General features: G+C 71.3%; 10 protein-coding genes. 5 read left to right on the top strand and 5 right to left on the bottom strand.

The window, feature by feature from the left end; all coding sequences use genetic code 11:
• Positions 1-22 precede the first annotated feature (22 nt).
• Positions 23-2,698, top strand: coding sequence for a response regulator (locus KF837_28380; protein MBX3231274.1), 2,676 nt, complete (start codon positions 23-25; stop codon positions 2,696-2,698).
• A gap of 15 nt (positions 2,699-2,713) precedes the next feature.
• Here KF837_28380 and KF837_28375 read toward each other — a convergent pair whose 3' ends face one another.
• On the bottom strand, positions 2,714-4,147 hold the full coding sequence (locus tag KF837_28375) for an MFS transporter (protein ID MBX3231273.1): 1,434 nt from the start codon (positions 4,145-4,147) through the stop codon (positions 2,714-2,716).
• A 365-nt stretch (positions 4,148-4,512) separates the two neighbouring features.
• Between KF837_28375 and KF837_28370 the strand changes: the two genes are divergently transcribed.
• Complete coding sequence (locus tag KF837_28370) at positions 4,513-5,319, top strand: hypothetical protein (protein MBX3231272.1); 807 nt, start codon at positions 4,513-4,515, stop codon at positions 5,317-5,319.
• 98 nt (positions 5,320-5,417) lie between these two features.
• On the opposite strand, the gene KF837_28365 is transcribed toward KF837_28370, so the two are convergent.
• The 4 genes from KF837_28365 to KF837_28350 form a co-directional block, all read right to left on the bottom strand.
• Complete coding sequence (locus KF837_28365) at positions 5,418-6,842, bottom strand: hypothetical protein (GenBank protein MBX3231271.1); 1,425 nt, start codon at positions 6,840-6,842, stop codon at positions 5,418-5,420.
• 56 nt (positions 6,843-6,898) lie between these two features.
• Positions 6,899-7,471 (bottom strand): Uma2 family endonuclease, encoded by a 573-nt coding sequence (locus KF837_28360; protein ID MBX3231270.1) that lies wholly within the window; start codon positions 7,469-7,471, stop codon positions 6,899-6,901.
• A gap of 18 nt (positions 7,472-7,489) precedes the next feature.
• Complete coding sequence (locus tag KF837_28355) at positions 7,490-8,884, bottom strand: hypothetical protein (protein MBX3231269.1); 1,395 nt, start codon at positions 8,882-8,884, stop codon at positions 7,490-7,492.
• A 103-nt stretch (positions 8,885-8,987) separates the two neighbouring features.
• The gene (locus tag KF837_28350; GenBank protein ID MBX3231268.1) at positions 8,988-9,806 is read right to left on the bottom strand and encodes an FxLYD domain-containing protein; all 819 of its coding nucleotides are present in this window, start codon (positions 9,804-9,806) and stop codon (positions 8,988-8,990) included.
• A gap of 202 nt (positions 9,807-10,008) precedes the next feature.
• On the opposite strand from KF837_28350, the gene KF837_28345 reads away from it, so the two are divergent.
• The 3 genes from KF837_28345 to KF837_28335 all read left to right on the top strand — a co-directional run bounded on the left by KF837_28345 (position 10,009) and on the right by KF837_28335 (position 13,496).
• Positions 10,009-10,848 (top strand): hypothetical protein, encoded by an 840-nt coding sequence (locus KF837_28345; GenBank protein ID MBX3231267.1) that lies wholly within the window; start codon positions 10,009-10,011, stop codon positions 10,846-10,848.
• Between the two features lie 45 nt (positions 10,849-10,893).
• Positions 10,894-11,766, top strand: a complete 873-nt coding sequence (locus KF837_28340) for a hypothetical protein (protein MBX3231266.1) — start codon at positions 10,894-10,896, stop codon at positions 11,764-11,766.
• Between the two features lie 278 nt (positions 11,767-12,044).
• Positions 12,045-13,496 (top strand): protein kinase, encoded by a 1,452-nt coding sequence (locus KF837_28335; GenBank protein MBX3231265.1) that lies wholly within the window; start codon positions 12,045-12,047, stop codon positions 13,494-13,496.
• Positions 13,497-13,502: the final 6 nt, after the last annotated feature.

Raw genomic sequence — 13,502 nt, 5'->3', positions numbered from 1 at the left:
CGTATCGTACGATGGCGCGTGAGTGTCTGTCCCGAAACCCACCGCCGAGGACGAGCTGGCGGCGGCGCGTGGCGCCCTCCGCGAGATGGAGGCGCGTTTCGAGCTCCTCACGCAGCTCCAGGGCCTCGGTGTCGCACTGGCGGGGGCGCGCACGGCGAGCGCGGTCATCGAGCTGCTCGTCGAGAGAGGCGCCGCCACGCTCTCCGCCGACGCGAGCGCGTTCATCCGGCGAGACGGCGACGAGGTCTACGTCCTCAAGAACACCGGCGTCCCCGCCGACGTGACGAAGGCCTACGCGCGCTTTTCGATCTCGCTGCGCGTCGCCGGCGTCCGCGCGCTGCGCACCGCGGAGCCGGAGTGGATCGAGAACAACGCCGCGTTCGTCGAGCAGTACCCCGACTCCCCGAGCCACGCGATCACCGGCGCGTCGTGCTCGCTCCCGCTCGTCGCGTCGGGGCACGTGCTCGGCGTCGTCAGCTTCCGGTTCGCGGAGCCGCGCGTCTTCGACGCGGCCGAGCGCGCGTTCATCCTGACCTTCGCCGGTCAGGCGGCGCAGGCGCTCGCGAGCCTCGAGGCGGCGCAGCGCGAGCTCTCGGCGAAGGCGTGGCTCGCGACGACGCTGCGGAGCATCGGCGACGCCGTCATCGCGACGGACAAGCTCGGTCGCGTCACGATGATGAACCCGATCGCGGTCGAGCTCACCGGCTGGCCCGAGGCCGAGGCGCTCGGGCGTCCGCTCGGCGACGTCTTCATGATCGTCAACGAGAAGACACGCGCGCCGGTCGTCTCGCCGGTCGACCGCGTCCTCGAGGTCGGGACCGTCGTCGGGCTCGCGAACCACACCGTGCTCATCGGAAGGGGCGGCGCGACGGAGACCCCGATCGACGACAGCGGCGCGCCGATCCGCGGCGAAGACGGCGCGATCGAGGGCGTCGTCCTCGTGTTCCGCGACGTGACGGAGAAGAAGCGGGCGGAGACGCGCCGCGAGCTCCTCGAGCTGGCGAGCGCCGCGCTCGGCGAGTCGCTCGACTACGACGTGACCCTCGCGAAGGTCGCGCGCCTCGCGGTGCCGGGGTTCGCGGACTGGTGCGGGGTCGACGTCGTGGAGGAGGGCGCGACGACGACGCGTCAAGTCGCGGTCGCGCACGTGGACCCCGCGAAGGTGGCTTGGGCGATCGAGCTCGCCAAGAAGTACCCGCCGCCGCCGGACGCGCCGCACGGCGTGCCGAACGTGCTCCGCACGGGGCGGTCCGAGCTCTACCCGCTCGTGACGGAGGAGATGATCCGCGCCGCGGCGCAGGACGAGGAGCACCTCCGCATCTCGCTCGAGCTCCGGCTCCGCTCCGTCATCATCGTCCCGCTCCGGGCGCACGGACACACGCTCGGCGCGCTCAGCTTCGTCCGCACCGACGACGCGCGCGAGCTCTACGACGAGTCCGACCTCGCGTTCGCGGAGGACCTCGCCGCGCGCTGCGCGAGCGCGATCGACAACGCCCGCATCTACGACGCCGAGCAGCGCGCCCGCGCCGCCGCCGACGTCGCGAACCGCGCGAAGGACGAGTTCCTCGCGATGGTGAGCCACGAGCTCAGGACGCCGCTCAACGCGATCATGGGCTGGGCGAAGATGCTCGCCTCCGGCGCGCTCGACGAGGCGAAGAGGTCGCGCGCGGTGGCGACGATCGACCGCAACGCGGTCGCGATGGCGCAGCTGATCGAGGACCTCCTCGACATCTCGCGCATCATCAGCGGCAAGATGCGGCTCGAGGTGCAGCCGGTGAACCTGGGCCGCGTGATCGAGGCCGCGATCGACTCCATCCGCCCCGCCGCCGACGCGAAGGAGATCCAGATCCTCGAGCGCACGGACGCGGAGGCGCAGTCGGTGTCGGGCGATCCCGCGCGTCTCCAGCAGGTGGTGTGGAACCTCCTCAGCAACGCGGTGAAGTTCACGCCGCGCGGAGGCCGGATCGACGTGGAGCTCGTGCGCGAGCAGGAGAGCGTCGAGATCGCGGTCACCGACACGGGGCGCGGCATCGACGCGCGCTTCATCCCGCACGTCTTCGAGCCGTTCCGGCAGGAGGACGCGAGCCACACGCGCTCGCGCGGCGGCCTCGGCCTCGGCCTCGCGATCACGCGCCAGCTCGTCGAGCTCCACGGCGGCAACATCGCGGCGGAGAGCGAGGGCGAGGGCAAGGGCGCGACGTTCCGTGTGCAGCTCCCGGCCGGCGGAAGCGCGGGCGCCCCCGCCCTCCAGCGCACGGGGCGCGTGCGGAAGTTCCGAATCGACAGCGTCTTCGAGCAGCTCCCGAAGCTCGACGGCGTGCACGCGCTCGTCGTCGACGACGAGGAAGACGCGCGCACGCTCGTGAAGACGGTGCTCGAGGAGCTCGGCGCGCGCGTGACGCTCGCGGCGAGCGTGGCGGAGGCGCTCGCCGCGGTCGCGCGGGAGGTGCCCACCGTCCTCGTCTCGGACATCGGGATGCCGGGCCAGGACGGCTACGACCTCATCCGCGCGCTCCGCGCCTTGCCGCCGGAGCGCGGCGGCGCGATCCCGGCGACGGCGCTCACCGCCTACGCGCGCGCGGAGGACCGCCGCCGCACGATCGACGCCGGCTTCAACATGCACGTGTCGAAGCCGGTCGATCCCGCCGAGCTCGTCGCCGTCGTCGCGAGCCTGGCGCGCGGCGGCGCTCGTCCTTGACCCCTGCTCCTGGCCTCAGTCCGTGATCCGCGAGTGCGTTCGCGTGTCGCGCATGCGGACGTAGACGACGAGGGACGCGGCGATCATCACGCTGACGTAGACGTAGAAGAGGTGCTCGCTGCCGCGGGTCTTGAGCCAGAGCGCGACGTACTCCGCGGTGCCGCCGAACATCGTGTTCGCGAGCGCGTACGGGAACGCGACGCCGAGGGCGCGCACCTCGGCGGGGAAGAGCTCCGCCTTCACGACCGCGTTGATGGCGGTGTAGCCGGAGACGATGACGAGCGCGCCGAGCGCGAGGGCGAACGCCGCGTACGGGGCCCGCGTCCGCGCGAGCGCGCTGAAGAGCGGATACGTCAGCGTCGTGCCGAGCACGCCGAACGCGATCATGACGGGGCGCCTCCCCACGCGGTCCGAGAGCGCGCCGACGGCGGGTTGGAGCAGCATGAACGCGAACAGCGCCGCGGCGGTGATGCGGGTGGAGGTCTCCTTCGAGAAGCCCGCGGTGAGGACGAGGAACTTCTGGAGGTAGGTGGTGTACGCGTAGAACGCGAGCGTCCCGCCCGACGTGAGCCCCAACACGAGCGCAAACTCGCGCGGATGCCGGCGCAGGAGCAGGAACGGCGCGGGCCGATCGGCGGGCGCGCGCAGCGTCTCGACGAGGCCGCGCCGCAGCCAGAAGACGCCGACCGACAGCGCGCCGCCGATCGCGAACGGGACGCGCCAGCCCCACGCCGCGAGGGCCTCGCGACCGAGCGTGGCCTGCAGGAGCATGAGGACGCCGAGCGCGAGCAGCTGTCCTGCGATGAGCGTGACGTACTGCAGGCTCGACCAGAGGCCGCGGCGCTCGCGCGTGGCGATCTCGGAGAGGTAGGTGGCGCTCGCGCCGTACTCGCCGCCGACGCTGAGCCCTTGCACGAGCCGCGCGATCACGAGGATGACGGGGGCGGCGGCTCCGATCGTGCGCTGCCCCGGCGTGCACGCGATGATGAGGGACCCGGCGCACATGAGGCTGACGGAGAGCGTGAGCCCGGCCTTCCGCCCGCGGCGATCCGCGTAGGCGCCCATGACCCACGCGCCGACGGGCCGCACGACGAACCCAACCGCGAACACGGCCGCGGCGGAGAGCAGCTCCGACGTACGGTCCCCCGCCGGAAAGAACACCGGCGCGAACCACAGCGAGAACGCAGAGTAGACGTACCAGTCGTACCACTCGACGAGGTTCCCAGCCGAGCCCCCAACGATCGACCGCACCCTCCCACGCACACGCGCAGCGTAGCGCGAACGCGCTGGCGCGACGGCGCGGCGACCGCATGACGCGCTGGCGCACGCCGCACGCGCCCATGCACGTCGGAGCGCCGCCCCACGCACCGAACACACCGGCGCACGCGCCAGAGCGGACGCACCAGAGCACCGCCGCGACCATGCACGCCGGAGCGCCGCCGCGACCATGCACGCCGGAGCGCCGCCGCGACCATGCACGCCGGAGAGGACGCGCCGTCCCGAACATGCCGGCGCCGCCCACGAGGACGCGCCGCCCGAACGCACTCGCCCGAACACGCCGCACGCGCCCGGAGAGGACGCACCATCCCGAACACGCCGGCGCCGCCCACGCACCGGAGAGGACGCGCCGGCACGGGCGTGGAAGCCCAACCGCGTCGCCGTACGCGCGTGGCGGATACTGGATTCCTCAGGACTGGATCCTGTACAGCTCGAATCCTTGACGCTGGAATTTTGTAACAACAATAAATTCAGTAACTTAACTCCATATCCACTGTCGCGGGATGTAGGCATGGGTCGTGTAATTGTACACTCTCATGGTCCGTAAGCTCGCTCTCCTCGGTGCTCTCGTCGTCTCCACCCTTGCCGTCGCCTGTGTGGCGCCTGCCTCGGAAGAAGAGGAGATGGGCGACACCGAGAGCGCCCAGACCGGGTCGGCGCTCCGCGCGGTCGACGTCATCGTGTCGGCGAAGAAGACGGGCGAAAACTACGAAGCGCGCGCCTACCCGGTCGACGACGTCGACCAGGACGGCCGCATCGAGCTGTACAACGCGCCCATCTACAACGTGTACGTCGACGGCATCAACGCCGCGGGCAAGCGTGAGCGCCGCACGTGGAAGACGCCGCGGTACATGCCGTACAACAACCCCGCCGGCCCGCTCTACGACAACCACTACAAGACGGTCGGGTTCGTCACCGCAGGGCTCTCGAACGTGCCGCGCTTCGCGGTCAGCACGTACAAGCCGGACTACCAGGTCCAGAACCGCTTCTCGCCGTTCGGCGGCGCGATCGTCGTGAAGGGTGCATTCTACATTCATGCCGGGCCCGCGAGCGTCGACGACTACGGCTGGGGCTCCGCCGGCTGCGTGGAGATCATCGGCAACTACGACGACTTCAAGAACGACATCCTCGAGCTCGCCGGCTCGCCCGCCGCGAACGGCAGCCCGCGCACCATCAACGACGGCATCGGCGCCCTCATCCGCGCGCGGAAGCTCTTCGTCACCTACGAGGCCGCCGCGCGCCCCAACCTCCGCGCTTCGCTCTCGCGCCAGCTCTCCTCGCTCGACGAGCCGGAGACGCTCAACGTCGAGGAGCCGATCGCCGACGAGCCCGTCGCGCAGTGAAATGATCCGAGCCTCCCGAGCCTCCTGCCGCGCACGCACGCACGCACGCACGCACTGGAGGCGCGCGTGCTCGCGGAGCTGAATCGCGCGCGCCTGCGTCAGGGCGCGGCGAGCGCGACGTCGAAGACCCGCTCCTCGCCGTCGCGCACGTCGACCGCGAGGCGCTGCGTGACGCGGCCCGGCGCGGAGACCTCGATCTCGTAGGCGCCGGCGGGCAAGAACGCCTGCCAGCGGCCGAACTTCCCGCCGCTCGAGTTCACCTCGCCCTGCGAGTACGCGACCGGTCGCACGACGATGCTCGCCGCGAGCGGCGCGCGCGTCACCGCGTCGACGACGTGGCCGCTCAGCGGGACCGGGCGCTCCATGTGCCAGAGGATGCCGGGCCAGATCTGCTCCGCCTCCGCTTGCGCCGCCGCGAGCGGGGGCTGGAACGTCGTGTTGATCTCGACGAGGAAGAACAGGTTCGAAAAATTCCCGACGTGATAGTCGCCGTGCTCGCCCTGCGCGGAAGGACGGCGCGTGTGGCCGCCGTAGCCCATCTCGTTCGAGAGCTGCGTCGCGATGCCCTTGAAGTACGTCGCGAGCGCGTAGCTCGAACAGGCATAGCCGGTGAGCACCTCGCGCCCCGACGAGTGGAGGTCGAGCACCTTCGCGAAGCGGCGGTCCTCCGCGAACGCCATCATCGTCTGCGTCTCGGGCTCCGACGCCGCGGACGGACCCTTGTACGTCTCGGACGACGTGGCCGTGCTGCCGGCGCAGCTCGACGACCAGAGGCTCGGGTAGTTGCGGTTCAGATCGACGCCGAAGCGGTTGCCCGCGCTCGGGCGGCGGTTCTTCCGCCACATCTTCTCCGCGTTGTGCACGTGCTCGAGGCCGTCGGGGTTCCACGTCGGCGCGATCCAGAGCTCGTGCGTGTCGACGACGCGCTGGATGCGCGGGTCCGTCGCGTAGCCGCTCGTCAGCATCTTCATCGCGTTCACGGCGGCGACCGGCGTGCCGAGCTCGCGCGCGTGATGGTTCGCGACGAGGAGGTACGTCGGCTCGTCCTCGGAGGCGTCGACGTTCTTCGAGACCTTCAGCGCGAGGAGGTGACGGCCCTGCGCGGTCGGCGGCGTGCCGAGCGTCGCGGTGAGGTCGACGACCTTCGCGATCGCGGGGTACGCCGCCTCGATCGCGCGCATCTCCGCGTGGATGTCCGCGAGCGGCGGGTAGGTGAGGGCCTCCTCCGCCGCGAGCGGACCGCCGCGACCGATGACCTCCACCTCGTAGCCGAGCGCGCGCAGCCGCTCGATCTCCTCTTCGCTCCCGATCACCTCGAGCGACGTCGCCTCGACGCTGCCCTCGACCACGTCGAAGCCCGCCGCGAAGAGCGGCGCCGCGTCCGAAGTCGTGACCACCGCGCGGAGGAGCGGCGCCTCCGCGCCGAACGCGGTCGCCGCCGCGCCATCGTCGCTCGCCGGCGTCGTGCACGCCGCGGCCAGGAGGACGAGAGCCCACGGGGCGAGACGGGAGGGGCGAAACATCGCGCCGACCTCTACGTTCGCGGCGCCGCGGAAGCAATATCACTGGCGTCTCGCGACTATTCGTCGCCGAAGAGCGCGCCGACACGGAGCTCGATCGCCTCGAAAGGCTCGGCGCGCACCGTCGCGGAACGGTCCGCGCGCAGGGCGATGAGGTAACCGTCGGGCGTGAGCCGATGCACGGTGAGCGTCTCGGTCTGAGGATCGACGATCCAGTAGTGCAGGATCTCGACGCGCCGATAGAGGTCGAGCTTCCACACGAGGTCGTTTCGCGCGTTGATCGCGGAGAGCACCTCGCACATCCAATCAGGGCGGTGACGAATGGGCCGTCCCGTCGGCCGCTCGGGAACGCGATCGCGGCGCCATCCACCGAGGTCCGGACGGACGATCTCGTGCCGCGCGAGCTCGACGTCGACCTCGGGCAAGATCCACCAACCGCCGGGACCTTCGGGCCCGCCGCTGCCCCGATGAAAACGCGACCGGATCGAGGCGACGAGGCTTCCCTGCGCGTCGCCGTGCTCCGCGCTCGGATCCGCCCGCCGAACGAGCTCACCCCCGATGACCTCGAACGGCTCGTCGCCGAGCGCGAGCAACGTCTCCGCCGTCGCGAGGGTCTTCGATGCGGCGCTCACGCGTCGATCATAGCACCGTCAACCAGGGACCTTCTTCGACGAGGGCGGCGCGGCGATGAACGGGTTCGACGCCGGATCGACCGGGCGAGGGACCGGCATCGAAGGGGGCCCCTCTTGCGCCGGGGCGGTGCGGCCGAGGCTCTCCGCGGTGCGCTCGTGGGCGTCGCGCAGCGTCTGCGTCGCGACGACCGGCGGCGGCGCGGTCGTCATCGCGGGGACCCACGAGTCGAGGCCGAGCGGCGCGAAGACCTCGCGGCCCTTCGCCGGGAGCGGCTGCAGCGCGTTGAGGAGGCCCTCCTTGCGGAGGTAGAGCTCCTCGCGGCGGCCGCTCTCGTTCTCGACCTTCAGCGTGAGCTCCACCTCGTTCGGGCTCCGCTTCGCGATCTCGCGCACGGTCGGGGCGAACATCGCGACGAGACGCACGACGAACGGCACCGCGAGCCCGCCCTCGAACACCGGCTGGCTGTCGAGCGTCACGCCGAGGAGCTGCTCCTTGTGCTCCAGCACCTCGCGCGTCGCGTTCTTGATCGCGGTCCAGAGGCGCTCCATGTGCGCGACGTCCTGACCGGCGAGGTTCGACGGGAGCGACTCCGCGCCCGGCATGCCGCCGTGCTCCACCGTGCCCGTCGTCGCGCCCGACTCGTGACGGCGCAAAGCGAGCGTGAGCATCTCGCGCTCGGTGAGCTTCTTGCGCAGCGTGAGCTCGAAGGTGTCGTCGGTGAGGTCGATCTGCATGATCGTCCAGTCGTCGACGTTGAGCTGCTTCGCCGATACCTTGCCGCTGAGCCAGCTCTTCTCGACGCCGACGCGGAGGTCGACGCCCGACGCGAAGTCGGAGACCTTGCGCGGCGACTGCCAGCTCGGCGCGCGCATCGGGGCGAGGGTGAAGGACGACGCGATGCCGTCCGGATGCTCGAACGACGCGCTCCCGGAGTGACGCGCGTCCTTGCCCTCGATGTTGAGGCGCAGCGCGAGGCGCGAGCTCACGACCGGGAGCAGCGACGCCTTGAGGAACGCGTCGAGGTGCGCGCGCATCTCGCTCGCGCGCCGGTCGCCGTCGCCGCGGAGCTGCAGCGACTCGCGCTCGTTGTTCGCGAGCGTCGCGCGGCGATGGTCCTCGATGTACTGCGTCGCGTACTCCGCGACCGCGCGCGCGTAGTCGAGCGCGTGCTGGTGATGCACCTTCGCGGCGGTGTCCTGCACCGCGCGCATCACGACGGTGTGGAACTGCTCGAGCGCCTCGAGCCCGCGCACGCGGTTCTGCGCGACCTCGTCCCGCTGCTTCGCGATGATGCTGCCCTCGACGTCGAGCTGGACGATGCGCGTCGCCGCCGACATGAACGCCTCGAGCGTCGTCAGGAAGTTGTACCCGAGCGGGAACGGAGTCGAGTCGCCGTAGAGGTAACGCGCCATCCGCCGGCAAGGATAACGGGATTCTGCCGACGAGGCCTGATTTCACGCGGTCTCGGTCCGGGCCGGCGCGACGCCGTTCGGGCGCGCGAACGCCGCGCCGGCGTCAGCCAAACGGATCGCAGTCGGCGTACGTCTTCACCGGCGCCTTCTCGTACCAGGCGTTCGCGTGCTCGACGAGCACGGCGCCCTTCACCGGCACCGAGCCGCCCTTCGGGACCACGAGCTCCCAGTTCTTCTCCGGACGCGCGCCGAACGTGCGGACGTCCTTGATCTTGCCGTCGGGCCCGAAGAACGAGATGACGAGGCGCGGCGCGCGGCACGCGGCCGGCCCCTGATTCTCGAGCGTGGCGGAGAAGACGCGCCGCCGCGCGACGGTCGGGTTGTCGGGGAGGTTGGGGTTCGCCGTCACGGCGACGCTCTCCGACGCGTTCGTGAGGACGGCGCGCGGCCCGTCGGGGACGACGACGGCCTTGCGGAGCGTGATCTTGTGCGTCGCCGGGACGCCGCGGATCGCGGCGAGGTTGCGGCGATACTGGAACGGCACCGAGGCGCCCGGCGGCACGAAGTGCACCTCGGCGTCGACCCGATCGCCCGGGGTGGGGTCGTTCACGTCCTTCTTCGACGCCGTCCCGATCGAGTCGATCCCGATCAGCTTGCCCGCGGCGTCGTAGAACGTGACGTCGGCGGTGATGGTGCGCACCGTCTGCTTCGAGTCGTTCCGGAGCTCGCCCCAGATCTGGAGCTGCAGCGTGTAGTTCTCCTTGTCGTCCTTGCCGCGCGGCGGAGAGACGTACGCGTGCTCGACGACGGCGAGCTCCTTCGGCTCGACGAACGTCTCTCCTGCCGCCGCGGCGTCCGGCGCCAGGGCGAGGGAAAGGGAGAGCGAGAGCACGGACGCGAGGACGAGGGGACGGAAGCTCATTTTCATCGGGATCTTTCCTCCAGCGCCTCCTGGACACGCGTCGCGGCGCTCGTCGCATCGAAATCGTCATCGTCGTCGCTGCGCACCTCCGCGCACCGATCTTTGCGACCTCGCGCTCGCGCCGTGTCTTGGCCTCCGAACGACGCTCCGGCACGAGGCCACGGGGGCCGCGCGCGCAGCGTTCGCGAAGGAGAAGAGGCTCATGTTCAGCATCCGTTCGGTTTCGGGCCGCGTCGTCGCTCTGGTCGCCACCGCCGGCTTCGTGCTCGCGTGCGGCGACGGTGACGGCGGCGCCGCCGCGAGCGCTCGCGCGGGAGCGGCGTCCGCGAAGCGCGCGATGTCCGAGCCGGCGACCGCGGCGCTCACGAAGGAGAACGGCGCGGGCGCGCACGCGACGTCGAGCAAGCAGCGGAGCGCGGGCGGCTTCAACCCGCTCGGCGGCGGCGGCGCGACGAGCACGCCCGGCGTCGGGACGCGCGCGCTCGCGCTGCGTTCGATCCACCTCCTCTCCGACGAGCCCGCGACGGACTGCCCCGACATCGAGGCGGGCAAGGACGAAGGCACTTGCCCGTGCGAGGGCTCCGGCGACGTCTCGTACGCGATCAGCGATCTCGAGGCGGTGAAGGCGCAGAAGCTCGAAGGCGAGCTCACGATGTCGTTCGTGTTCCGTGACTGCCGCCTCGGCGACAGCACCCTCGACGGGCGCATGACGATGATCCAGAGCAAGGATCCGATCGTCGACAAGAGCACGTGGACGGGAGGAAAGAGCGCGAAGGCGCCGAAGGCTTCGTCCTCCTCCTTCGGGCCGAACCTCCTCTGGTCGGCGGAGGGCCTCCGCTCCGGCGGCGAGACGCTCGACTTCTCGATGCTCGTCCAGGACGGCGAGACGTGCCTGCGGCCGCCGGTCGACGGCGGCTTCTATTACGTGTGCCTCGGCGACGGCGTGAGGGTGTACGCGGAGAACGGCGTGTTCGAGTGCGACTTCGCGAAGGGCGCGTGCGTGGACGAGTCCGGCAAGGAGCTCGAGATGAGCCCGCGCTAGCGCGTCGTTGGCGGTCCTCAGGTGAGTCGGTACGCTCCTCCTTCGATGTCGTTCTCGCTCGACGATCTGCCGGAAGAGCACCGCGCGAAGGTGGCGAGCGCCGCGGATCTCGCCGCGCTCGTGGCGTTCGTCGACGCGGCGCGGCGGGAACGTCCGGTGATCGAGGTCGCGCCGGCGAAGCTCGCCGCGCACGTGCTCGCCGTCGGCGTCGCGCCGGGCGAAGGAGCGCTCGCCGAGCGGCTCGCTCCGCTGCGCGGCGGCGAGCTCGTGATCGCGCTCGGCTGCGCGGAGGGCGACCGCGCCGCGATCGAGGCGTTCGAGCGCGAGTGCTTCGGCGAGGTCCGTCACGCGCACGCGCGTGTTCGTCCGAACGTCGGCGTCGACGAGGTGACGCAGATGATGCGGCATCGCCTCTTCGTCCGGAGCGAGGACGCGCCGCCGCGCGTCGCGGGCTACACCGGCGCGGGGCCGCTGCGGGCGTGGTTCCGCGTCGCGGTCACGCGCGTGCTCGTCAACCTCGCGACGCGATCGCCGCGCGAGATCGAGCTCGACGACGCGATGCTGGCGGTGCTGCCGCGCGAGGGGGCCGACGCGGAGGTCGACCACGCGCGGAGGCTCTACGGCCCGGCGCTGAAGGACTCGCTCGCGGAGGCGGTCGGCGAGCTCGAGCCGCGCGAGCGCACGCTCCTCCGCCTCGCGGTCTGCGACGGCCTCTCGATCGACGCGATCGGCGAGCTCTACGGCATCCACCGCGCGACGGCGGCGCGATGGATCGGGTCCGCGCGCGACCACCTACGAGCGAAGCTGATCGCGAGCGTGGGCCGCCGCATCGGCGCGCGCGACGAGAGCGTCGCGAGCCTCCTTCGTGTGCTCGCGAGCGGGATCGAGCTCTCCTTACGCGGGCACCTCGAACCGTGACCGGATGCCCGAGCGACGACGCTCTCGCCGCCTTCGCCTCCGCCCACGCGAGAGAGGCAAGCGCCGTCGCGGCCCACCTCGACGAGTGCGCGACGTGCCGGACCGTCGTCGCACACCTCGTCCACCTCCGCACCGAGGGAGGAGGGGCGGCGGACGCGGCGGGCGTGACGGTGGCGGGCGCGACGATCCCGGTGGAGCGGCGGGGGCGGGGTGGGGGCCTGGCGCCGGGGGACCGGGTTGCGCGGTACGTCGTGGAGCGTGAGCTTGGTCGTGGAGGGATGGGCGTCGTCTTCGTCGCGCTCGATCCGGCGCTCGAGCGGAAGGTCGCGCTGAAGCTGGTTCGCCCGGACGAGGGTGACTCGACGGCGAGCCTTCGCATGTCGCGCGAGGCGCGAGCGATGGCGAAGCTCACGCACCCCAACGTCGTGACGGTCCACGACGTCGGCGAGCTCCCCGACGGCCAGCTCTTCCTCGCGATGGAGCTCGTCGAAGGCGGGACCTTGCGCGCGAGCGCGCGGCCGGGCGACCTCGCGCAGACGATCGACCTGTTCCTCCAGGCAGCGCGCGGCCTCGCCGCGGCGCACGAGGCGGGGCTGATCCACCGCGACTTCAAGCCGGACAACGTGCTCGTCGGGCGCGACCGGCGCGTGCGCGTCGGCGACTTCGGGCTCGTCCGCGCCGCCGACGACGCGCCGTTCGCCGCGGGCGCGCTGACGAAATCCGGGGCCGTCCTCGGCACGCCCGCGTACATGGCGCCGGAGCAGCACCTCGGACTGCCCGCGTCCGCGAAGGCCGATCAATACGCGTTCGCGGTCGCGCTCCACGAGGCGATCGCAGGCGAGCGCCCCTTCACCGGAGAGTACGAGGAGATCCGAGAGGCGAAGCTGCATCGCCGCCCGCCGCCGCTCCCCACCCACGCACACGCACCGGCGGCCATCGCCCTGCTGCTCGATCGCGCGCTCGATCGCGATCCCGATCGCCGTCACCCCTCGATGAAAGAGGTCATCGCGCTTCTCGAGACGGCAGCGACCGACCTCGCGCGCACGCCGGCGCCCCCCATCGCAGCGACGCCGCCCAACCTCGCGCGCACGCCAGCGCTCCCCATCGCAGCGGCGACTGCGTGGCGGGAGCGGCCGGCGACGAGCAAGGTCGGGGTGGGAACCGTGGTCGGCCTGGCGTTCGCTGCCGTATTTACCGTATTTGCCTTCTTTATGATCTTCGTCGTCAAATGGACGAGTGCAGGTAAGGTGCACGAATCCTCGCTGCCGTCACCGCGTGGGTCCGGTGACGTGACGCCGCCGCTCGTGCCTGCGTTCGTCCCCGTCGTGGCGTCGCCTTCGATGAAGGCGGAGCTTCCCTGCCCGGCGGGCACGACGATCTTCCGCGACGAGCTCGTGCTCGCGTGCCGGCGCCCCGACCGGAAATTCCACGGTCCCTTTCTCCGCTTCCATACGAACGGCAAGCTCCAGCAGCAAGGCACGTACGTCGACGACAAGATGAACGGCCGGTTCTTCCGCTTCGACGCCGAAGGGAACCCGTGGTCGATCGAGAACCGCGTCGACGACCGGCGCGAGGGCGTGCAGCTCATGCTCCACGCGAACCGCAAGGTCTGGCGCGAGGAGCCGTACGCCGGCGGCGTCCTCCACGGCGTCGTCCGCGAATGGAGCTCCGACGGCACGTTCCGAAAGCGAACCCGCTTCGAGCACGGCAACGTCGTCGAGCGCGAGTGAGCGGCG

It is taken from the genome of Labilithrix sp., from assembly GCA_019637155.1.
Lineage (GTDB): Bacteria > Myxococcota_A > Polyangia > Polyangiales > Polyangiaceae > Labilithrix.
The sequence above is the reverse complement of the archived record's forward strand: the minus strand, read 5'-3'. Positions and strand labels throughout refer to the sequence as shown.

What these genes read in the sequence shown, in the direction of transcription:
- KF837_28345 (MBX3231267.1), top strand. Translation starts at nt 10,009, where the DNA reads ATGTTCAGCATCCGTTCGGTTTCGGGCCGCGTCGTCGCTCTGGTCGCC.
- KF837_28350 (MBX3231268.1), bottom strand. Translation starts at nt 9,806, where the DNA reads ATGAGCTTCCGTCCCCTCGTCCTCGCGTCCGTGCTCTCGCTCTCCCTT.
- KF837_28335 (MBX3231265.1), top strand. Translation starts at nt 12,045, where the DNA reads ATGGGCGTCGTCTTCGTCGCGCTCGATCCGGCGCTCGAGCGGAAGGTC.
- KF837_28370 (MBX3231272.1), top strand. Translation starts at nt 4,513, where the DNA reads ATGGTCCGTAAGCTCGCTCTCCTCGGTGCTCTCGTCGTCTCCACCCTT.
- KF837_28365 (MBX3231271.1), bottom strand. Translation starts at nt 6,842, where the DNA reads ATGTTTCGCCCCTCCCGTCTCGCCCCGTGGGCTCTCGTCCTCCTGGCC.
- KF837_28355 (MBX3231269.1), bottom strand. Translation starts at nt 8,884, where the DNA reads ATGGCGCGTTACCTCTACGGCGACTCGACTCCGTTCCCGCTCGGGTAC.
- KF837_28375 (MBX3231273.1), bottom strand. Translation starts at nt 4,147, where the DNA reads ATGGTCGCGGCGGCGCTCCGGCGTGCATGGTCGCGGCGGTGCTCTGGT.
- KF837_28340 (MBX3231266.1), top strand. Translation starts at nt 10,894, where the DNA reads ATGTCGTTCTCGCTCGACGATCTGCCGGAAGAGCACCGCGCGAAGGTG.